This is a genomic window from Acidovorax sp. FG48, from assembly GCF_057809085.1.
The window spans coordinates 49,404-69,434 of record NZ_JBMDJH010000007.1 but is presented as its reverse complement, the minus strand read 5'-3'; the positions used below and the strand labels follow the sequence as shown (position 1 = coordinate 69,434).

At 65.7% G+C, this 20,031-nt stretch carries 19 protein-coding genes; 13 read left to right on the top strand and 6 right to left on the bottom strand.

Features of this window, described 5'->3' with window-relative positions:
• Window positions 1–14 precede the first annotated feature (14 nt).
• Complete coding sequence (locus ACODSU_RS12010; RefSeq protein WP_488842474.1) at window positions 15–1,712, bottom strand: MBL fold metallo-hydrolase; 1,698 nt, start codon at window positions 1,710–1,712, stop codon at window positions 15–17.
• Between the two features lie 105 nt (window positions 1,713–1,817).
• The gene (locus ACODSU_RS12005; RefSeq protein WP_488842473.1) at window positions 1,818–3,020 is read right to left on the bottom strand and encodes an MFS transporter; all 1,203 of its coding nucleotides are present in this window, start codon (window positions 3,018–3,020) and stop codon (window positions 1,818–1,820) included.
• A gap of 124 nt (window positions 3,021–3,144) precedes the next feature.
• Between ACODSU_RS12005 and ACODSU_RS12000 the strand changes: the two genes are divergently transcribed.
• Window positions 3,145–4,029 (top strand): LysR substrate-binding domain-containing protein, encoded by an 885-nt coding sequence (locus tag ACODSU_RS12000; protein ID WP_488842472.1) that lies wholly within the window; start codon window positions 3,145–3,147, stop codon window positions 4,027–4,029.
• 25 nt (window positions 4,030–4,054) lie between these two features.
• Here ACODSU_RS12000 and ACODSU_RS11995 read toward each other — a convergent pair whose 3' ends face one another.
• Complete coding sequence (locus ACODSU_RS11995) at window positions 4,055–4,252, bottom strand: hypothetical protein (RefSeq protein WP_291437212.1); 198 nt, start codon at window positions 4,250–4,252, stop codon at window positions 4,055–4,057.
• A gap of 115 nt (window positions 4,253–4,367) precedes the next feature.
• Window positions 4,368–5,072, bottom strand: a complete 705-nt coding sequence (locus ACODSU_RS11990; RefSeq protein WP_488842471.1) for a glutathione S-transferase N-terminal domain-containing protein — start codon at window positions 5,070–5,072, stop codon at window positions 4,368–4,370.
• A 94-nt stretch (window positions 5,073–5,166) separates the two neighbouring features.
• Between ACODSU_RS11990 and dapF the strand changes: the two genes are divergently transcribed.
• From dapF to lepB, 4 genes are all read left to right on the top strand, one after another.
• The gene (gene dapF / locus ACODSU_RS11985) at window positions 5,167–6,048 is read left to right on the top strand and encodes a diaminopimelate epimerase (protein WP_488842470.1); all 882 of its coding nucleotides are present in this window, start codon (window positions 5,167–5,169) and stop codon (window positions 6,046–6,048) included.
• A complete protein-coding gene (locus ACODSU_RS11980; protein WP_488842469.1) occupies window positions 6,045–6,734 on the top strand; it encodes a DUF484 family protein in 690 nt (229 codons plus the stop codon). The genes dapF and ACODSU_RS11980 overlap by 4 nt, the downstream gene beginning before the upstream one ends.
• A 55-nt stretch (window positions 6,735–6,789) precedes the next feature.
• The gene (locus ACODSU_RS11975; RefSeq protein WP_488842468.1) at window positions 6,790–7,767 is read left to right on the top strand and encodes a tyrosine recombinase XerC; all 978 of its coding nucleotides are present in this window, start codon (window positions 6,790–6,792) and stop codon (window positions 7,765–7,767) included.
• Between the two features lie 119 nt (window positions 7,768–7,886).
• Window positions 7,887–8,567, top strand: coding sequence for a signal peptidase I (gene lepB / locus ACODSU_RS11970; RefSeq protein WP_015012537.1), 681 nt, complete (start codon window positions 7,887–7,889; stop codon window positions 8,565–8,567).
• A 39-nt stretch (window positions 8,568–8,606) separates the two neighbouring features.
• Here the strand turns inward: lepB and ACODSU_RS11965 are convergent, their stop codons facing one another.
• Window positions 8,607–10,262, bottom strand: coding sequence for a methyl-accepting chemotaxis protein (locus tag ACODSU_RS11965; RefSeq protein WP_488842467.1), 1,656 nt, complete (start codon window positions 10,260–10,262; stop codon window positions 8,607–8,609).
• A 34-nt stretch (window positions 10,263–10,296) separates the two neighbouring features.
• Entirely contained in the window at window positions 10,297–10,824 is a 528-nt protein-coding gene (locus ACODSU_RS11960) for a chemotaxis protein CheW (RefSeq protein ID WP_488842466.1), read from the bottom strand.
• A gap of 227 nt (window positions 10,825–11,051) precedes the next feature.
• Between ACODSU_RS11960 and ACODSU_RS11955 the strand changes: the two genes are divergently transcribed.
• From ACODSU_RS11955 to rsmH, 8 genes are all read left to right on the top strand, one after another.
• Entirely contained in the window at window positions 11,052–12,287 is a 1,236-nt protein-coding gene (locus ACODSU_RS11955) for a class I SAM-dependent rRNA methyltransferase (RefSeq protein WP_291445299.1), read from the top strand.
• A gap of 113 nt (window positions 12,288–12,400) precedes the next feature.
• A complete protein-coding gene (locus tag ACODSU_RS11950) occupies window positions 12,401–13,462 on the top strand; it encodes a CobW family GTP-binding protein (protein ID WP_060985569.1) in 1,062 nt (353 codons plus the stop codon).
• A 178-nt stretch (window positions 13,463–13,640) separates the two neighbouring features.
• Window positions 13,641–14,438 carry an RNA polymerase-binding protein DksA gene (gene dksA / locus ACODSU_RS11945; protein ID WP_015012542.1) on the top strand — a complete coding sequence of 266 codons (798 nt, stop codon included), beginning with the start codon at window positions 13,641–13,643 and terminating at the stop codon, window positions 14,436–14,438.
• A gap of 47 nt (window positions 14,439–14,485) precedes the next feature.
• Window positions 14,486–16,225 (top strand): STAS domain-containing protein, encoded by a 1,740-nt coding sequence (locus tag ACODSU_RS11940; protein WP_488842465.1) that lies wholly within the window; start codon window positions 14,486–14,488, stop codon window positions 16,223–16,225.
• 165 nt (window positions 16,226–16,390) lie between these two features.
• Window positions 16,391–16,957 (top strand): ATP-dependent protease subunit HslV, encoded by a 567-nt coding sequence (gene hslV, locus ACODSU_RS11935; RefSeq protein ID WP_056646768.1) that lies wholly within the window; start codon window positions 16,391–16,393, stop codon window positions 16,955–16,957.
• 132 nt (window positions 16,958–17,089) lie between these two features.
• Window positions 17,090–18,415, top strand: coding sequence for an ATP-dependent protease ATPase subunit HslU (gene hslU, locus ACODSU_RS11930; protein WP_488842464.1), 1,326 nt, complete (start codon window positions 17,090–17,092; stop codon window positions 18,413–18,415).
• 252 nt (window positions 18,416–18,667) lie between these two features.
• Complete coding sequence (gene mraZ, locus ACODSU_RS11925; protein WP_015012546.1) at window positions 18,668–19,096, top strand: division/cell wall cluster transcriptional repressor MraZ; 429 nt, start codon at window positions 18,668–18,670, stop codon at window positions 19,094–19,096.
• Between the two features lie 8 nt (window positions 19,097–19,104).
• The gene (rsmH, locus tag ACODSU_RS11920) at window positions 19,105–20,031 is read left to right on the top strand and encodes a 16S rRNA (cytosine(1402)-N(4))-methyltransferase RsmH (RefSeq protein WP_343733932.1); all 927 of its coding nucleotides are present in this window, start codon (window positions 19,105–19,107) and stop codon (window positions 20,029–20,031) included.

Below are 20,031 nucleotides of genomic sequence, written 5' to 3'. Positions count from 1 at the left end.
GTTGTTCTTGTGGCTCAGTTGTTGCCGGGTTGTAGCGAGCGGATGCGCTCCACATGCGCCAGCAGCGAGCGCTGGGCCACGGGCCACATGCGCTGCGGTACGTCGTCGTAGGCGTGGCGCACCCAGTCTTCCATGCTGCCTTGCGGCAGCGCCTGCATGGCGGCCAGCACCTTGGCCTCGCGCGCCAGGCGGTGGACCTTGAGCTTGGCGATGGCATGGCGGGCACCCAGGACCGGGCCCCCCAGCACGTAGCCATGCGCGGGCAGGATGAACTCCACGCCGTGCTCGGCGCAGACCGCATCCAGCCGGTCCAGCGAATCCAGGTAGTCGGCCATGTTGCCGTCCGGCGGGTCGATCACGGTGGTGCTGCCGTTCAGGATGTGGTCGCCGCTGAACAGCAGCGCGTCTTCCACCAGCAGCAGGCACAGGTGGTTGGCGGCATGGCCGGGGGTGTGGACCACCTGCAGGGTATGAGTGATTTTGCCCTCAGGCGCTAGTCCTTCAAGCACAAGCAGCTCATTATTTTGTAGCGCCCGGTCGGGGGTGAACTGGCTGGCCGCGCGGGCCGTGGGGGCGGACGGCAGGCCCAGAACGGGCGGGCGTGCCTTGCCCGCCTGCGCGCACAGGGACTGCAGCGGCGCAGCGCCGGGGGAATGGTCGGCGTGCGAGTGGGTGCACACAATCATGCGGATGTCACCCCCCGCTGCACGCCAGAGCTTGTCCAGGTGCTCGGCGTCGGCCGGGCCGGGGTCGATGGCGATAAAGCCCGTGGCAGGGTCGCCCACCAGATAGCTGTTGGTGCCGGGGCCGGTCATCACGCCGGGGTTGGGCGCGGTCAGCCGCATCACGTTGCCCAGCAGCGGCACGGGGCGCTCGGTCTGCCAGTCCAGCGGGTGCACGATCTGCCCGTCGGGGCACACCAGCGCCAGCTCGCCAAACGGCATGTCGTCTTCCATGTAGCGCGCTTCCTTGCCCGCCAGCAGGCCTGCGCGTGGGCAGCTCACCCACAGGGGCTGCTCGTGCGCCACGGCGTCCAGCACCGCCTGGGTGTTGGCAAATTGGGCCAGGCGCTGCAGCGTGCGGATGGTAGGGAAGATCATGAAGAACTGCCCCGCCTCGTGCCGCGCCAGCGCGTCGGCCGGGCGCACCCACACGGGCTCGAACTGCTCGGCCTCGTCGGCCACGGGTTCCTGGCCCTCGGGCATGCGGGCCACCAGAAAAGGCACCTCAAAGCGGCGTGCCAGGTCGCGGTCGGCCGTCCAGTGGGCCAGCAGGTACACGCCGTCGGCTGCCAGGCGCAGTCCGCGTGCGGTGCACTGCGCAGCGAAGGGCTGGTGGCGGTCGATGGCGGCAATGTCCTGCGCATCGGCCATCTGTCCCTGGCGGGGGCCCTCGGCATGGCGCGCCAGCAGCACGCCCAGTTCTTCAAAACTCTCGCGGATGGCCGCAATCGCCTGGGTGAGGTGCAGGTCGCTCTGGGTGGGGCGGCGGTCCGCAGCGGCGTGGGTGGCGGGGGCGGCATCCAGCGCATCAATGCCTCCGCCGGGGAAGACATAGGCGCCGGGCGCAAAACTGGCCGTTGCCGAGCGCCGGGTCATAAGGACTTCTAGCCCGCCGCCGTCAGGCACATCGCGCAGCAGCAGCACGGTGGCGGCGGGGCGGGTGGCGACGGGTTCGCGGTGGGGGTGGAGTTGTTGGCTGGAGCGGGGCATCAGGCCATTATCGAGGCGCGCTGGACTCCGTGCACTCCTGCCAGCGCACAGGCTGCAGCGGGTAGCCCATGGCGCGTGCCCCTTTGTGTGAGGGGTACGGTTCGGTCAGTGCCCCACGGGCACAGGGCCGCTGGCGCGCACGGGGATGCCGCTGCGCCGGTCCAGCACACCGCTCCAGTGCGTGAGCGCGAGCGATACCAACACCACCAGCGCGCCGATCCACGGCGTGTGCTGCAGGCCCAGGTGCGTCACGATCAGGCCCCCCGCCCAGGCGGCGCCTGCAATGCCCAGGTTGAAGGCGGCGATGTTCAGACCCGAGGCCACGTCCACCGCCTGCGGGGTGAAGCGCTCGGCCTGTTTGACCACGTACACCTGCAACCCCGGCACATTGCCGAACGCCACAGCGCCCCACAGCAGCACAGTGCACACCGCCAGCCAGGGATGGGGGGCCGTGAACTGCAGTACCAGCAGCACGGCCGCCAGCAGCGCAAAGATGATGCGCAGCGCCGGGATGGGGCCCAGGCGGTCGGCCAGCTTGCCGCCCCAGAGGTTGCCCACGGCCACGGACACGCCGTAGACCAGCATCACCCAGCCCACGGCACTGGCGCTGAAGCCCGAGATGTCGGTGAGGATGGACGCGAGAAAGGTGAACGGGATGAAGGTGCCGCCGTAGCCAATGGCTGTCTTGGCGTACACCAGCAGCAGGCGGGGCTCGACCAGCACCTGGGCTTGTTGCGCCAGCGAAGCGGGGGGCGTGTGGGCGATGTGGCGGGGTACAAAGACTGCACTGCCGACGAAGGCCACCACCCCCAGGACCGACACGGCCAGGAAGGTCTCGCGCCAGCCGAAATGCTGGCCGATGAACGTGCCCAGCGGCACACCGGTGACCAAGGCCACCGTGAGACCGGTGAACATGATGGCAATCGCGCTCGCGGCCTTCTCGCGCGGCACCAGGCCGGTGGCGATGGTCGAGCCGATCGAGAAGAACACGCCATGCGCCAGCCCGGTGAGGATGCGCGCGGCCACCAGTGTCTCGTAGCTGGGGGCCTGCCAGGCCAGCAGGTTGCCGGCGGTGAACAAGGCCATCAGCGCCAGCAGCAGCGCCTTGCGCGGCAGCTTGCCCGTGAGTGCGGTGAGCACCGGGGCGCCGACGGCGACCCCCAGGGCGTACAGGCTGACCAGCAGGCCCGCCGAGGGGATGCCGATGGAAAGGTCTGCCGCCACGGTGGGCAGCAGGCCAACGATCACGAACTCGGTCGTGCCGATGGCAAAAGCGCTGAGCGTCAGCGCGAGCAAGGCAATGGGCATGGGAACACTCCAGTTTTCAGGCTTTCGGGCTCTGGAGTGTGGGTGTTCGGGTCTTGCAGAAAAAGAGGGTGAGATGCCATTGATAATTGACTGAAAATCAACAATCAAAGCGCCAGGAGCACCCATGAAAACCACGCTGGAAGAACTGCAGGCCTTTGTCGCCGTGGTGGATGGCGGTTCGATCACGGCCGCAGCCGACACCCTGGGCCAAACCGTCTCGGGCATCAGCCGGGCGCTGGCGCGGCTGGAGAAAAAGCTGGACACCACGCTGCTGCGCCGCACCACACGCCGCACCGAGCTGACGGAGGAGGGCCGGGCCTTTTTGCAGCGCACGCGCGCCATCCTGGTCTCGATCGACGACGCCGAGGAGCACATGGCCGCGCGCCGCCAGCAGCCCGCCGGCCGCCTGCGGGTGAATGCGGCCACGCCCTTCATGCTGCACGCCGTGGTGCCCCTGGTGCCTGCGTTTCGCAAGGCCTATCCACAGATCACGCTGCAGCTGGACACGGACGAGACATACATCGACCTGCTGGAGCGGCGCACGGACGTGGCCATTCGCATCGGGCAGCTACCGGATTCCACCCTGCATGCGCGCCCGCTGTGCACCAGCCGCCTGCGGGTGCTGGCCAGCCCCGACTACCTGGCGCGGATGGGCAAGCCCAAAAGTGTGGCCGACCTGGCCCGGCACACGCTGTTGGGCTTCAACCAGCCCGAGTCGCTCAACCAGTGGCCGCTGCGCGGCGCCCATGGAGACGCCTGGCCCATCGTGCCCGGCCTCACCGCATCGAGCGGCGAGACACTGCGCCATCTGGCGCTGCAAGGGGTGGGCATCGTGTGCCTGTCGGACTTCATGACGGCCGCTGACCGTGCGCGCGGCGACCTGGTACAGGTGCTGGCCAAAGACACAGTGGAGGTGCGCCAGCCCATCAGTGCGGTGTATTACCGCAACACGCAGCTGGCGGCGCGCATCGCGTGTTTTCTGGATTTCTTGCAGGAGCGTCTGGGCTGAGCAGGCCCGCCTTGCCGGCCCGCCGCTAGCGCAAGGCGCGCAGTTGCTGCAGGCGCTGCAGCACGGCGTCGATGACGGCGTTGGCGCCCTCCACATCGCAGCTCCACAGCATTTCCAGCAACTCGATCAGCGCGATGGCATTTGTTTCCTGCAGCGCCGCCCGGGCGGCAGCCTGCAGGTCGTGCAGGTCCAGATCCTGAAGAACATCAACGGTCAATCCCATGGGGTGCTCCCTGTTTTTTTTTGAGGAGGCCCATGGTAGGTGCGTGGCGCCCGGGTGCCGGGCTGCGCGGCATGATCAAGATCAAGGGCGGATGAGAAACCCGGCGCCCTAGCCGTCAGCCGCGTGCCGGAATCGCCAGCCCCCGGGCCACCGCCGGACGCGCCACGAAGGCGGCGAGCACGCGCTGCACCTCCTTGAACTGGTCAAACTCCACCAGGTCGCCCGCGCCGTAAAAGCCCACCAGGTTACGCACCCACGGCAGGATGGCGATGTCGGCGACGGTGTACTGGTCGCCCATCACCCAGTGGCGGCCCGCAAGGCGCTCGTCCAGCACCTTGAGCAGGCGTTTCGATTCAGCGACATACCGGTCGCGCGGGCGCTTGTCTTCGTAGTCCTTGCCCGCAAACTTGTGGAAGAAGCCGAGCTGGCCAAACATGGGGCCCACACCGCCCATCTGCCACATCACCCACTGCAGGGTTTCGTAGCGCCCGGCGGTGTCCTGCGGCAGCAGCTGGCCGGTCTTGCTGGCCAGGTACACCAGGATGGCACCGGACTCGAACAGCGCCAGCGGCTGGCCGTCCGGGCCGTTCGGGTCCAGGATGGCCGGGATCTTGTTGTTGGGGTTGAGCGAGAGAAATTCGGGCGTGGTCTGGTCGTTGGTCTCAAAGCTCACCAGGTGGGGCTCGTACGGCAGGCCCAGTTCTTCCAGCGCTATGGACACCTTCACGCCGTTGGGCGTGGGCAGGGAATACAGCTGGATGCGGTCCGGGTGCCGAGCGGGCCATTTGCGGGTGATGGCAAAAGCGGAAAGATCGGTCATGCGAGGTTCCTGAAAAGCCGGTGGAATCGAGAGAAGCTGCCAAGCGTACGCCCGCGCGCGGTTTGGCGCAGGGGCGGGGCCATAATCCCATCCCATGCAGATTCGCTTCACCAAAATGCAGGGCGCGGGCAACGATTTTGTGGTGCTCGACGAAACCCAGGGCCGCCTGGGGCTGAACACGGCCCAATACCGCTTCCTGGCAGATCGACACTTCGGTGTCGGGGCCGACCAGATCCTCACCGTGCGGCCTTCTCCTGGTGACGGCATTGACTTCGAATACGTGATCCACAACGCCGACGGCGGCGAGGTGGAGCAGTGTGGCAACGGCGCGCGCTGCTTTGCGCGCTTTGTGCATGACCGGGGCCTGTCGGGCAAGGACACCATCCGCGTGCAGACCAAAAGCGGCGTGATCGCGCCCCGCCTCACGGGCGACGGCCGCGTCACGGTGGACATGGGGCGTCCCGAGTTCGACCCCGCCCAGGTGCCGTTTGACACCACCGGTCTCACGCCCGTGCAGCAGGGTTTGGGGCAAAAATGGCCGCTGGCGCTAGAGGAACATGCTTTCGGTGCTTCTGTTTTGATAGCTGTTGCCTCCATGGGCAACCCGCATGCGGTGCAGCTGGTGGACAACGTGGACACCGCTCCGGTCGCGCAGACCGGGCCGCTGATCGAGCGCCACGCGCGCTTCCCCCAGCGGGTGAACGCCGGCTACCTGCAGATCGTCGACCGCTCCCATGTGCGCCTGCGCGTGTTCGAGCGCGGCGCAGGCGAGACCCTGGCCTGTGGCACCGGCGCCTGCGCGGCAGTGGCCAGCGGCATCCGCCTGGGGCTGCTCGACCCCGAGGTGCAGGTGGACACGCGCGGCGGCCGCCTCACCATTGCGTGGAGCGGTGCCGACACCGATTCCGTTTTCATGACAGGCCCCGCCACCACGGTGTTCGAGGGCCAGATCGACATTCCCGACACGCTCGTATGACTAACCACATCCCACCGATCACCGAAGACGACATCGCCCAGTTCCTCACCAACACTCCCGGCTTCTTCGAGCGCCATGCCGAGGTGCTGGCCAGCGTGCAGATCACCAGCCCGCACGGAGCGCGCGCCGTGAGCTTGCAAGAACGCCAGGCCGAGATGCTGCGCGAGAAGATCAAGGGCCTGGAGCATCGGATCATGGAAATGGTGCGCAACAGCACCGAAAACGCCGCCATTGCCCACAAAGTGCACCAGTGGACCGGCAGCCTGCTGCAGGTGCGCGACCCGTTCGACCTGCCCCAGGCCGTGGTCGATGGTGTGCGCACCCTCTTCGACGTGCCCCAGGCGGCGGTGCGTGTGTGGGAGGTGGCAGCGCCTTACATCGACGCCGACTTCACCCAGGGCGCGAGCGAGGACGCGCGGGCATTTGCGTCGTCGCTGACCATGCCGTTCTGCGGGCCCAACCTGGGCTTTGAGCCTGCGGGCTGGCTGGCGCAAGAGGCCGGTGAGCCTGCACAGTCGCTGGCCCTGCTGCCGCTGCGCGCTGGCGCCATCGACAGCGCCACGCCTGCGTTTGGCCTGCTGGTGCTGGGGTCGCACGATCCACAGCGTTTTGATGCCACGATGGGCACCGACTTTTTGTCGCGCATGGCAGAGCTGGCGAGCGCAGCACTTCTGCGGCTTCAGTAAGCAGTCGCAAGCCCCGCCGCCATTGCCAACCCAACGGCGTCTCGGCGACGGCACCATGTCTGAAACGCCCGCAGCCCCCACCACGCTCGACCCTCAGGTCGTGCGCTATTTGGAGCATGTGCGCGTTGAAAAGCGGCTGGCCGCGCGCACGCTCACGCTCTACACCCTGGACCTCGAAAAGCTGGCGCAGTTTGCGGCTGGCGTGAACGTGCCGCTGCTGCAGTTGCAGACCGCTCACATTCGCCGCTTTGTGGCGCAGATGCACAGCGGCGGGCGCAGCGGGCGGGGCATTGCGCTCATCCTCTCGGGCTGGCGCGGCTTCTTCATCTGGGCCGGGCGGCAGGGGCTGATTCCGCACAACCCGGTGCAGGGCGTGCGCGCGCCCAAGGCGCCCAAGCCCTTGCCCAAGGCGCTCGGCGTGGACGACTCCGTTCGGCTTGCAGAATTTGACAACACCGGCGCCGACCCCTGGCTGGAGGCGCGCGATGCGGCCATGGTGGAGCTGCTGTACGGCTGCGGCCTGCGCGTGGGCGAACTGGCGGGGCTCGATGCCATCCCCAACGCCGACACCCAGCGCCAGGGCCGTGGCTGGGTGGACCTGCAAGCGGGCGAGGCCCATGTGTTCGGCAAGGGCAGCAAGCGCCGCAGCGTGCCGGTGGGCGCGGCGGCCACGGCCGCGCTGCAGGCATGGTTGCAGCTGCGGGCCACACCGTTTGGTGGCGAGGGCTCTGCACGGCTCGACACCGCCCTGTTCGTGGGCCAGCGCGGCAAGCGTCTCACCGCCCAGTCCATCTGGCTGCGTCTGCGCCAGCGCAGCCAGCAGGCGGGGCTGACCACGCCGGTGCACCCGCACATGCTGCGCCACTCGTTTGCCAGCCACCTGCTGCAAAGCAGTGGCGACCTGCGCGCGGTGCAGGAGCTGCTGGGCCACGCCAACATCACTACCACGCAGGTCTATACGCGGCTCGATTTTCAGCACCTGGCCAAGGTGTATGACGCCGCCCACCCGCGTGCGCGGAAGAAGTCCCCCTGAGCCGCCGCGCGGGTCTCCGCGAAAGCGAAGCAACCGCCCGCCCGCCGCGCGGAACCAAGTGGCCCCCCGGCGCCTCCGATCCATCTGCCGCCCGCCGTGGGCGCCCTGGAGTTGTCGTCATGCTGCTGAACTGGATCCAATCGAACCTTAAATCGAACCGGTGGTTCATCGTGCTGCTGTTGTGCTTTGGCGTCTTTCGCACTGCCGTGGCTGACTGGAACCCTATTCCTTCTGGCTCGATGCGGCCCACGCTGCTGGAGGGGGATGTGGTGCTGGTCAACCGCCTGGCCTACGACCTGAAGCTGCCGCTCACCGACGTCATCCTGGCGCACATCGACGACCCGCAACGCGGCGATGTGGTCACCTTCTCGTCCCCGCTGGACGGCACCCGTCTGATCAAGCGCATTGCCGCCTTGCCCGGCGACACGGTGGAGATGCGCAACGAGGTGCTCTACATCAACGGCCAGGCGGCCGAATACGAAATGCCTGATTCCGTGCAGGAGGCGGTGCTGCCGGGCCGCACGCTCACCGCCACGCGCTGGACGGAGCGCCTGCTGGGGCATGAGCGCCGCGTGCAGTGGCTGCAAGGCGTGACAGCGCGCAGCAGCTTCGATCCGGTGCAGGTGCCCGAGGGCGAATACCTGGTGCTGGGTGACAACCGGGACAACAGTGCCGACTCGCGCTACATCGGCCTGGTGCCGCGCCATCTGCTCATCGGGCAGGCGCACCGCGTGCTGCTGTCGGCCGATGTGCTGGGCCACTGGGCGCCGCGCCTTGAGCGTTTTGGCAAGGCGCTGTAGTCCGGTTCATTCACAGCGTGATCGGCCGCCCTAAGCCGCTCAGGCGGCCGCCATCGGCAGATGGGCGTGACCCAGCAAGGGACGGCGTACGGGCCGGTGTTGCAAGACAGCGCGTGGCTCCTGCACGGAAGCCTGGGCTTGCTCCTGGCCATCGGGCAGCTTGAAGGTGGCAACCGTCTGGACCAGTTCGCCCGCCTGCTGGTTCAGACTGGCAGCGGCAGCGGCCATTTCTTCCACCAGGGCGGCGTTTTGTTGTGTGGCGTGGTCCATCTGCGTCACCGCTTCGTTGATCTGGTCCATGCCCTGGCTTTGCTCGGTGCTGGCGGCACTGATCTCGCCCATGATGTCGGTGACACGCCGGATGGAGGCAACGACCTCGCTCATCGTTTGACCGGCGCGGTCCACCAGGGCCGATCCGGCTTCCACGCGCTCCACGCTGGTACCGATCAGGCCCTTGATCTCGCGGGACGCCTCGGCCGAGCGGCTTGCCAACACGCGCACCTCGGTGGCCACCACGGCAAAGCCCCGGCCCTGGTCGCCTGCACGGGCGGCCTCCACGGCAGCGTTCAGCGCCAGGATGTTGGTCTGGAACGCGATGGAGTCGATGACGCCAATGATCTCGGAGATCTTGTTGCTGCTGTCGTTGATGTCCTTCATGGTGCGCACCACGTCGGCCACCACCTCGCCCCCTTGCACGGCAATCGATGTGGCGGCCTGGGCCAGCTGGTTGGCCTGGCGGGAGTTTTCGGCGTTCTGGCGCACGGTGGCGTTCAACTGCTCCATGGAGGCAGCGGTTTCCTGTAAGGCGCTGGCCTGCTGCTCTGTGCGCGCTGACAGATCGTTGTTGCCCTGGGCGATTTCGGCTGACGCGTAGGAGACGCTGTCACTGTTGGTCCGCACCTGGCCGACCAGATGCACCAGTGACTGTTGCATCTCCTGCAGCGCCTGCAGCAGTTGTGCGGTTTCGTTGGTGCCACGGTAGGTGATGGGCAGGCTCAAGTCCCCGGCCGCCACGGCGCGGGCGGCATCCACTGCGCGGCGCAGGGGAGCCGTGGTGGAGCGCACGATGCCAAATCCAATCGCCGCACCGGCCACCAGGGCCAGCCCTGTGAGCGCCAGCACCGACACGTTCAGCGTGGACACCGCCGCCACGGCATCGGCTTGAGCCGTCTTCGCCAGCGACTCCTGGAATTCGATCAGGCCGTCGAGAGCATCAAAGTACGCCTTGCGCGGCGCCGCCATGGACCCTGTCAGTACGGCCCGTGCATCTTCCATGCGCCCGGCGGTCAGCAGTTCAGAGTAGCGTGACAACTGCGCCGCGTACTCACCGCGTGCGCGCAGGGTTTCGGCCAGTGCGGCTTTGCCTTGGGGCGTGGTGATCTGCTGTGCGAGGGTCTCGAACAGCTGGGTGATCTGTTGTCGCTTGGCGTTGATTGTGGCCTGGTGCCGTTGCACGTTTTCGGTGCTGGTATCCAGCAACATCTGAGTGAGGGCCAGCTCGACCCCAGTCACGTCTTCCTTGGCCACATGCAGGTGCAGCACCTTGGGGAAGCGGTCGTCGATGATGGAGTGGAAGGCCTTGTCAGCGCTGCGTGCCAGCACCACCGACAGTGTGCCCATGAGGCCTATGAGCAGCGCCATCAAGCCAAAACCCAGCGTGAGCCGGGTCGAAATCTTCAGGTCATTGAATTTCATGGTGTGTCCAATTCTTGGGGTATGGGATGGCCGCTCAGTGGCTGACGGCAAGGGCGTCACCTGCTACGGATTTGGCAAGGAATTTCTCGATATCGAGCAGGATCAGCATGCGCGGGCCCACCGAGCCGATGGCCAGCAGGTGTTCGGGCTTGACGTTGCCGCGCAGGGCGGGCACGGGGCGCAGCTGTTCGCGCTCCAGCGTGAGCACGTCGGAGACCCCGTCCACCACCACGCCCACCGTGCGCTGGCCGATGTGCAGCACGATCACCACCTTCAGGTGGTCGTACTGCACGGCGGTCTGCCCCAGCTTCAGGCGCAAGTCGATGATGGGCACGATCACGCCGCGCAGGTTCATCACGCCCAGCAATTCGCCCGTGGCGTTGGCAATGGTGGTGGGCTTCTCGTACGTCCGGATCTCCTGCACCCGCAGGATGTCCACCCCGTATTCCTCGTTGCCGATCTTGAAGGCCAGAAATTCGCGCAGGTCGGTCATCACTGCCTGGGCCGTGCCGGGCGCGGGGGCGAGGCGGGTGGTGCTGGGGCGTGTGGCGGAGGTAGTCATCGGAGTGTTTTGATAAAAATAATAATTTCCGTAATTCTATCGATTGAGAATCATATTTGTCAAATATGCGGTTTCGAGAGAGCGACTCGGCCGGGTGTCTGCCGGGCGAAGAGGGGCGGGCGGCGCGTGTCTGACCAAGGCGTGATCAGACGCGGTGATGGCTTCTGCGCGCGTTTTTCCGTCGGCGGGGCACTCTCCCGTGCCCGCCAGCCCGCACAATTCGGGGCATGAAAACCCTTCGACTCCGCGCAGGCAAAGAGCGCTCGCTGCTGCGCCGCCATCCCTGGATCTTTGAATCGGCCATCGCCAAGGGCGGCGGCGACAGCGGCGAGACCGTGCGCGTCGAGTCGCACGAAGGCCAGTTCCTCGCCTGGGCGGCTTACAGCCCCAGCTCGCGCATCCGCGCACGAGTGTGGAGCTTTGACGAGGCGCAGCGTATTGATGCTCCGTTTTTCATAGCTGCTTGTGCACGTTCCATCATCGCAAGAGCTCGTTTTGATGTGCAGAGCGATGGCGTACGCCTGGTGCACGGCGAGTCCGACGGTCTGCCGGGGCTCATCGTGGACCGCTATGGCGATACCCTGGTGGCGCAGTTCACCAGCGCAGGCACTGAGCGCTGGAAGGGCGTGATTGCCGATGCGCTGCTGCGCGAGACGGGGCTCACCAAGCTGTACGAGCGCTCGGACGCCAGCGTGCGTTCGCTGGAAGGTCTGGAGCCCGCCACCGGCTGGCTGCGCGGCGGGCCGACGGGCGCTGCGGGCGATGGCGAGGGGCCGCCGCTCGAACTGACGATCCGCGAGCACCAGTGGCGCCTGACCCTCAACATCGCCGAGGGCCACAAGACGGGCTTTTATCTGGACCAGCGCGACAGCCGCAAGCGGTTTGCTGACTACACCCAGCGCCTGGGCTTCAAGCATGTGCTCAACTGCTTTTGCTACACCGGCGGCTTCAGTGTGGCGGCGCTGGCGGGCATGCGTGCTGCGGGCAATGTGGCCGACGGGCACGTGACCTCCATCGATTCCTCCGGCCCGGCCCTGGAGCGCGCCCGCGCTCACGTGGCGCTCAATGGGTTCGATCCGAACCGCGCCACCTTCCTCGATGCCGACGTGAACGCCTCGCTGCGCCAGTTCCTCAAGGAAGGCCAGCGCTTCGACGCCATCATCCTGGACCCGCCGAAGTTTGCGCCCACTGCGGCGCACGCCGAGCGCGCCGCACGCGCCTACAAGGACATCAACCGGCTGGCGCTGCAGTTGCTGTCGCCGGGGGGCGTGCTGTTCACCTTCTCCTGCTCAGGCGGCATCAGCGCCGACCTGTTCCACAAGATCGTGGCCTCGGCCGGAGCGGATGCTGGGGTGGACGGCTACATCCTGGAGCGCCTGGGCGGCGCGCCCGACCACCCGATGACGCTGGAGTTTCCGGAGGGCGAGTACCTCAAGGGGCTGGTCGTCATGCGCAAGGGGTGAGCTTTCCGGCGCCAGCAGGGGCTTGACAGCCTCGGTACACTGAAAAAGATGCCCCTGGGTGGGGCACTGCTGCCGCGCAGCGCGAGTATTTGATTCCCTTGAAAGACAGATTTATGGCACTGATCCCCGTCACCATCCTCACCGGCTTCCTGGGCTCGGGCAAAACGACGTTGCTCAAGCGCCTCTTGAGCGAAGCCCATGGCCAGAAGATCGCCGTGATCGAGAACGAGTTCGGCGAAGAAAACATCGACAACGACATCCTGGTGACCGAGTCCAAGGAGCAGATCGTACAGATGAGCAATGGCTGCATCTGCTGCACCATCCGCGAAGACCTGCGCGAGACCCTGCAACTGCTGGCCGCCAAGAAGCGCAAGAACCTGCTCGACTTTGACCGCATCGTGATCGAGACCACCGGCGTGGCCGACCCGGGCCCCGTGGCGCAGACCTTCTTCATGGACGAAGAGATCGCCGAGACTTACCTCATCGACTCGATCATCACGCTGGTGGATGCCAAACATGCGCCCCAGCAGCTCAACGACCGGCAGGAGGCGCGCCGCCAGGTGGGCTTTGCCGACCAGATATTCCTGTCCAAGACCGACCTGGTCAGCGCCGAGGAAACCGATGCGCTGATCCACCGCCTCAAGCACATGAACCCGCGCGCGCCCATCAAGGCCGTGCATTTTGGCGAAGTGCCGCTCAAGGAGGTGCTGGACCTGCGCGGCTTCAACCTCAATGCCAAGCTGGACATCGACCCGGACTTTCTCAAGGAAGAGGAGCACGGCCATGACCACCACGATCACGACCATGAGCATGGCGAGCACTGCAACCACCCGTCGCACCAGCATGGCCACGAGCACGGGCACCACCATCACCATGACGATGACGTGAAGAGTTTTGTGTACCGCTCGGACCGCCCGTTCGATCCGGCCAAGCTCGAAGACTTCCTTGGCGCCATCGTCAACATTTACGGCCCGCGCATGCTGCGCTACAAAGGGGTGCTGAATATGAAAGGCACGGAGCGCAAGGTGATCTTCCAGGGCGTGCACCAGCTCATGGGCAGCGACCTGGGCCCCCAGTGGGCCGAGGGCGAGCCGCGCACCAGCAAGATGGTTTTCATTGGCATTGACCTGCCCAAGGACATCTTCTTGCAGGGGCTGGAGCAAAGCCTGGTCTGACCTGCGCACGGGGTTTGAGGGGGCGATGGCGCCCGATTTGTGTTGTATCCGCAACGTTTCCGTTTGCGTCAGCCCAGGTCGATACAATCGCGCCCCGGTAAAACCACCCAAGGCTTGCCACCAGTCCCGGGCCGTGAGAGCGGCCAAGGGCCCGCCCGTACTGCGAGGAGACCAGGAAGTGAAAGCCGACACCAGCAAATCCAAGGGGGCCACCAAGGCAACCCCTGCCGCGGCGAAAAGCGCCGCCGCCCCAGCAGCACCCAAGGTGGCTGCGAAGGCCGCTGCCAAGGCTGCTGCGGCACCCAAGGTGGCCGCGCCCCCCGCCGTGGCGGCACCCGCTGCGGCGCCTGCGCTGCAGGCGGGCTCGCAGGTACCCGTGCGCACAACCCGGCCTTCTTCCCGATTGGCCCAATTGACCGTACCATCCATGGCACAGACGGTGGCCTCCACGGCCGCCAAAGCCAGTTATCAACACACCATGCCCACGACCGCGCAAGCGCAGCCCACTTTCACGGCTGCCAAAAAAGACCCCAAGCTGGCGAACAACTGGAAAACCAAGTCCGTCGCCGAGCTGACCGACGCTGAAGTCATGGCCATGCCCGACAGTGAGTACATGAACGAAAAGCAGATGGCGTTCTTCCGCCTCAAGCTCGTTCAGCTCAAGCAGGACATCCACAACAGCGCCGGCGAAACCACCGAGCACCTGCGTGAAGACACCGTGGTGGTGCCCGACCCGGCCGACCGCGCCACCATCGAAGAAGAGCACGCACTGGAACTGCGCACCCGCGACCGCGAGCGCAAGCTGCTCAAGAAGATCGAGCAATCCATCGCCCGCATTGATGCCGGTGACTACGGTTACTGCGACGAAACCGGTGAGCCCATCGGCGTGGGCCGCCTGATCGCTCGCCCCACTGCCACGCTGTCGCTCGAAGCACAGCAACGCCGCGAACTCAAGCAGAAGATGTTTGGGGATTGAGCAGGCAGCGGCCTGTCAATCAACGCGCGCACTCTGCACCCTGAGCCATGAGCAAGGAAGAATCCACCCCCGGCGGCCTGCTATCGAAGGTGGTGCGGTTCGTGAAGAATCCGACCGTCAACTGGACGGAGCTGGATTCCCTTCAGGACGACCGGGAGAGCCAGTACAGCAAGCAGATGCTCAAGGAGATGATCGAGCGCAAGCGCCGCAACGACTTTGTGCGGCGCCGCGAGTTCGATCAGCTGCGCAAGCTGCGCCAGCGCGAGGTCTTGCACGGCCAGCGGGTGGAAGACGCTGCAGGGCGGCCCTCGTTCTTCCAGAGCAGCATGGCGTCGCCCGACGAGCGGGCCGTCACGCTCAAGAAGATCGACGAGATCGAAGCGCAGATGTCCCAACAGTGGTGGAAGAGCAAGCAGGGCGCCGACGCCCCCACCCAGCCCGGCGTGATGCCTGATTCCAGCACCGAGGCGTCTTCGGAAGAACAGGCCCGTGCGTACGCACCCACGGTGCCCGGCAGCTTGTCCGCGCCGCTGGACACCAAACCCGCCGTACAGCCCCTGTTCGCCGATGACAGCATGGCCATTGGCCGTTTTGGTGGCACGGACGCCACCATGCTGCCCGGCAGCACCCCAACCGTCGAAGCATCCTTCAGCCCTGCGGCTCCCACGGCTGCGCCCGCGCCCGCATTCGAACCGGAGGAATTCGTGCACGAACCCGATCTTGAAGAAGCCGCCATCCGGTTTGCCAATGGTGACCACGCAGGGGCCGAGTCTGGTCTGCTGGAGGTGCTGGCCCAGCATCAGCAGGACGATCCAGCGCAGCAGCTGGAAATCTGGATGACGCTGTTTGACCTGTACCGGGCCACCGGGCAGCACGACCGTTTTGACACCCTGGCCATCGACTTTGCCGCGCAGTACGGCCGTTCTGCGCCGCTGTGGTTCTCCATTCCGGCGCAGCTGGGTCTGGCCGCAGAGGCCGCACCCGCCGCCGAGCCCGCCGTCGCCATGCGCCGCGACTTCAGCTGGAACGCACCACCCACCGTCGCCGTCTCTTCGGTGGCGGCCCTGCAGGCCTCGCTGGCGCGCGCCGCATCGCCCTGGACCTTGTCCTGGTCGCGCCTCACTTCCATTGACGAAGCTGCGGTGCCCCTGCTGGCCGACCAGTTCAGCCAGTGGGCCGACCGTGATGGGCAGATCGTGTTTTCGGGTGTGGAAAAGCTCCATGCCCTGCTGGATGCCAAGACCCAGTCGGGCGATCGCTCCAACAGCCCCGAGTGGTGGCGCCTGCGCATGGCCGCCATGCGCCTGATGGGCAAACCCGACGAATTTGAACTGGTGGCCCTGGATTACTGCGTGACCTACGAGGTCTCGCCGCCGTCCTGGGTGTCGCCACGCTGCGGATACTCGGACAACGAAGGGGTTTCGTCTGGTTCCGCCCCGCTGGCGGCGGACAGCGACTTCATGGCCTCCGACCTGGGCGAGCTGTCGGCCCCGGCCCCGCTGGATGCGGGCCCGGTGGCAGAGCTCAAGGGCCACATCGATGGCGATGCCACGCCCCTCTTGCAGCCGTTCGAGGCGCACTTCAAGCCCGGCGTGCCGCTGACCATAGCCTGCGACAAGCTGATCCGGGTGGACTTCGCGGCCGCAGGCTCTGTGCTCAACTGGGCCGCCGAGCAACAAGGCCATGGCCATGTGATCCAGTTCCACAACCTGCAGCGGCTGGTGGCGATCTTCTTCAACGTGATCGGCATCAACGAACACGCCTGGGTGGTTCCCCGCAAAAACTGAGCGGAGCTAACCCCGCCACAGGCGGCTGGGTGCGCCTCTCTGTTTCTTGTTTTCTCGGGTTGTCGGCGGAGCCGCCTTCTGCGGAGTGTGTGAGGGGCGTTTTACCCGTCTTTCCGCCGGATGGCTGCCTTGCAAAATGGGCCGCCGGCCCCATCTGCCGCAGCTATGGACTCATCACAAGACAACCACCCGGTGTTCCACGGCACCACCATTCTCAGCGTGCGCCGCCAGACGCCTTCCGGCATCCAGGTCGCCATTGGCGGCGACGGGCAGGTCACGCTGGGCAACATCGTGGTCAAGGGCACGGCGCGCAAGGTGCGCAAGCTCTACCACGGCAAGGTGCTGGCCGGCTTTGCCGGGGCCACGGCCGATGCGTTCACGCTGTTCGAGCGGTTCGAGGCCAAGCTGGAAAAGCACCAGGGCCACCTGACGCGCGCGGCCATCGAACTCACCAAGGACTGGCGCACCGACCGCGTGCTGCGCCGCCTCGAAGCCATGCTCGCGGTGGCCGACGCCAGCGCGTCGCTCATCATCACTGGCAATGGCGACGTGCTGGAGCCCGAGCAAGGCATCGTGGCGATCGGCTCCGGGGGCGCCTATGCGCACTCGGCGGCCAAGGCGCTGCTGGTGAACACCGAGTTGTCCGCCGAAGAGATCGTGAAGAAGTCGCTCGAAATCGCGGGCGAACTCTGCATCTACACCAACATGAACCACACCATCGAGACGCTCTGAGCGTACGGCGGTAGAACCGGCCCCACGTTGGCCGCACGGTCAGCCCCTGATGGGCTGATTGCTCTGTTATTTATAGCTGCCAGCGCATGATCCACTAGCGCTACAGCCCCATTTGATACCAGGAAGACCTGTATGTCGTCCATGACCCCCCAGGAAATCGTCTCCGAGCTGGACAACCACATCGTGGGCCAGGCCAGCGCCAAGCGCGCCGTGGCCATCGCCCTGCGCAACCGCTGGCGCCGCCAGCAGGTGGAAGGCAGCCTGCGCCAGGAGATCACGCCCAAAAACATCCTCATGATCGGCCCCACCGGCGTGGGCAAGACCGAGATCGCACGCCGCCTGGCCAAGCTGGCCGATGCGCCCTTCATCAAGGTCGAGGCCACCAAGTTCACCGAGGTGGGCTATGTCGGCAAGGATGTGGATTCGATCATCCGCGACCTGGCCGAGATGGCCGTCAAGCAGACGCGCGAGGCCGAGATGAAGAAGGTGCGCACCCGCGCCGAAGATGCCGCCGAGGAGCGCATCCTGGATGTGCTGATTCCCCCGGCCCGCGCCGCAGCAGGCAGCGAGCCCGCCGCTGACAACACCGCCCGCCAGGTCTTTCGCAAGAAGTTGCGCGAAGGCAGTCTGGACGACAAGGAGATCGAGATCGACGTGGCCGAAGGCCGCCCCCAGCTCGAGATCATGGGCCCCCAGGGCATGGAGGAAATGACCGAGCAGCTGCGCGGCATGTTTAGTCAGCTGGGGCAGGACAAGCGCAAGACCCGCAAGCTCAAGATCGCGGAAGCCTTGAAGCTCATCACCGACGAAGAGGCGGCCAAGCTGGTCAACGAAGAGGAGATCAAGACCCGCGCCGTGCAGAACGCCGAGCAGAACGGCATCGTCTTCATCGACGAGATCGACAAGGTGGCCGCGCGCCAGGAAAGCAGTGGTGCGGACGTGTCGCGCCAGGGCGTGCAGCGCGACCTGCTGCCGCTGGTGGAGGGCACCACGGTGTCCACCAAGTACGGCATGATCAAGACGGACCACATCCTGTTCATCGCGTCGGGCGCCTTCCACCTGTCCAAGCCCAGCGACCTGATCCCCGAACTGCAGGGGCGTTTCCCGATCCGGGTGGAGCTGGAGTCGCTGTCGGTCAAGGACTTCGAGGCCATCCTCACGCAGACCCATGCGTCGCTGGTCAAGCAGTACCAGGCCTTGCTGGCCACGGAAGGCGTGACGTTGGAGTTTGCGCCCGAGGGCATCACACGCCTGGCGCACATCGCCTTTGAAGTGAACGAACGCACCGAGAACATCGGTGCGCGCCGCCTTTCCACGGTGATGGAGCGCCTGCTGGACGAAGTGAGTTTTGACGCCGCGCGCCTGTCCGGCCAGACCATCACCATCGACGCCGCCTACGTCGATGCGCGCCTGCAGACCCTGAGCCAGGACGAGGACCTGTCGCGCTACATCCTGTGACCACTCGGTCAAGCCTTGAGAGGTCACTTTCATAGGCCTCTCTAAGTACTTCTTTTTCAACGACTTTTGGCGTTTTGGTGGCTGAAAAAACGCATCTAAGTCGTTGATTTCATTGAAAAGTTTGTGGGACACCCCCCTTGTTCGGTGTGCTTTTCCTGCTACAGTGCAAAAAAGTGCAATTAAGTGGTGAAAAGTGCCCTCAAGGTCTCCTTTGGGATCTCCGAGGCGCAAAACCGAACTGGGAATCTGTCCGTGTTTCAAGGTGCCTCGTCGCTGAGTCTCGATGCGAAGGGTCGGCTGTCCGTGCCGACCCGGCATCGTGACGTCCTCGCGGCCACGGCATCGGGCCAGCTGACCATTACCAAGCACCCGCACGGCTGCCTCATGGTCTTTCCCCGTCCTGAATGGGAGAAGTTCCGCGAGCGTATCGCCCAGCTGCCCATGTCCGCCCAATGGTGGAAGCGCATCTTTCTGGGCAACGCCATGGACGTGGACATGGACGCCACCGGCCGTGTGCTGATCTCCCCCGAGCTGCGCGAAGCCGCCGGTATCTCCAAAGACACCATGCTGCTGGGCATGGGCAACCATTTCGAGCTCTGGGACAAGGCCACCTACGACGAGCAGGAAGCCAAGGCCATGCAGGGCGAGATGCCGGATGTCTTCAAGGACTTCTCCTTTTAAGGCGCGCTGTGACATCTCCCTTGCAACACACCACCGTCCTGCTGAACGAGGCTGTGGACTCTCTCTTGGGCGGCGCAGGCCCGGAGCCTTCCGGCACCTGGGTCGATGCGACCTTCGGGCGCGGCGGTCACTCCCGCCTCATCCTGCTCCGGCTGGGCCCACAGGGGCGCTTGGTGGCCTTTGACAAGGACCCCGAAGCCATCGCCGAAGCAACGCGCATCACCGATGCGCGTTTTTCCATTCGGCACGAAGGTTTTCGCCATCTGGCCGATCTGCCGCCTGCCAGTGCTGCGGGTGTGCTGATGGATCTGGGTGTGAGCTCGCCTCAGATCGACAGCCCCGAGCGGGGCTTCAGTTTCCGTTTTGACGGTCCGCTGGACATGCGCATGGACACCACGCGCGGCGAAAGCGTGGCCGATTGGTTGGCCACGGCCGAAGTCGGTCAGATTGCGGAGGTGATACGTGACTACGGTGAAGAACGGTTTGCTGGCCCCATTGCAAAGGCGATTGTTGCTCGGCGCGAAGAACGGGGTCCTCTTGCAACCACCGCAGAACTGGCCGACCTCGTGGCTGGCGCGGTCAAAACCCGCGAGCCGGGCCAGAACCCTGCAACGCGCACATTTCAAGCTCTTCGGATTTTCATCAACGCCGAGCTTGAAGAGCTGCAACAGGCGCTAGAGGCCAGCCTCTCGGTGCTGCAGCCCGGCGGGCGGCTGGTGGTCATCAGCTTCCATTCGCTCGAAGACCGTATCGTCAAACAATTCATCGCCAAGCATTCCAAGGAGGTCTACGACCGCCGTGCACCGTTTGCCGCGCCGCAGGCCATGAAGCTCATCGCGCTCGACCGCATCAAGCCCAGTGCGGCCGAGGTCGAGTCCAATCCCCGCTCGCGCAGCGCCATCATGCGCGTGGCCGAGCGCACGGCAGTCGTCTGA

Coding starts and splice junctions, on each gene's coding strand:
- hslV (WP_056646768.1), top strand. CDS start 16,391: ATGGACTCATCACAAGACAACCACCCGGTGTTCCACGGCACCACCATT.
- ACODSU_RS11940 (WP_488842465.1), top strand. CDS start 14,486: ATGAGCAAGGAAGAATCCACCCCCGGCGGCCTGCTATCGAAGGTGGTG.
- ACODSU_RS11960 (WP_488842466.1), bottom strand. CDS start 10,824: ATGACTACCTCCGCCACACGCCCCAGCACCACCCGCCTCGCCCCCGCG.
- ACODSU_RS11990 (WP_488842471.1), bottom strand. CDS start 5,072: ATGACCGATCTTTCCGCTTTTGCCATCACCCGCAAATGGCCCGCTCGG.
- ACODSU_RS11995 (WP_291437212.1), bottom strand. CDS start 4,252: ATGGGATTGACCGTTGATGTTCTTCAGGATCTGGACCTGCACGACCTG.
- ACODSU_RS12000 (WP_488842472.1), top strand. CDS start 3,145: ATGAAAACCACGCTGGAAGAACTGCAGGCCTTTGTCGCCGTGGTGGAT.
- ACODSU_RS11980 (WP_488842469.1), top strand. CDS start 6,045: ATGACTAACCACATCCCACCGATCACCGAAGACGACATCGCCCAGTTC.
- lepB (WP_015012537.1), top strand. CDS start 7,887: ATGCTGCTGAACTGGATCCAATCGAACCTTAAATCGAACCGGTGGTTC.
- dapF (WP_488842470.1), top strand. CDS start 5,167: ATGCAGATTCGCTTCACCAAAATGCAGGGCGCGGGCAACGATTTTGTG.
- ACODSU_RS12010 (WP_488842474.1), bottom strand. CDS start 1,712: ATGCCCCGCTCCAGCCAACAACTCCACCCCCACCGCGAACCCGTCGCC.
- ACODSU_RS11955 (WP_291445299.1), top strand. CDS start 11,052: ATGAAAACCCTTCGACTCCGCGCAGGCAAAGAGCGCTCGCTGCTGCGC.
- ACODSU_RS11950 (WP_060985569.1), top strand. CDS start 12,401: ATGGCACTGATCCCCGTCACCATCCTCACCGGCTTCCTGGGCTCGGGC.
- ACODSU_RS11975 (WP_488842468.1), top strand. CDS start 6,790: ATGTCTGAAACGCCCGCAGCCCCCACCACGCTCGACCCTCAGGTCGTG.
- hslU (WP_488842464.1), top strand. CDS start 17,090: ATGTCGTCCATGACCCCCCAGGAAATCGTCTCCGAGCTGGACAACCAC.
- ACODSU_RS12005 (WP_488842473.1), bottom strand. CDS start 3,020: ATGCCCATTGCCTTGCTCGCGCTGACGCTCAGCGCTTTTGCCATCGGC.
- ACODSU_RS11965 (WP_488842467.1), bottom strand. CDS start 10,262: ATGAAATTCAATGACCTGAAGATTTCGACCCGGCTCACGCTGGGTTTT.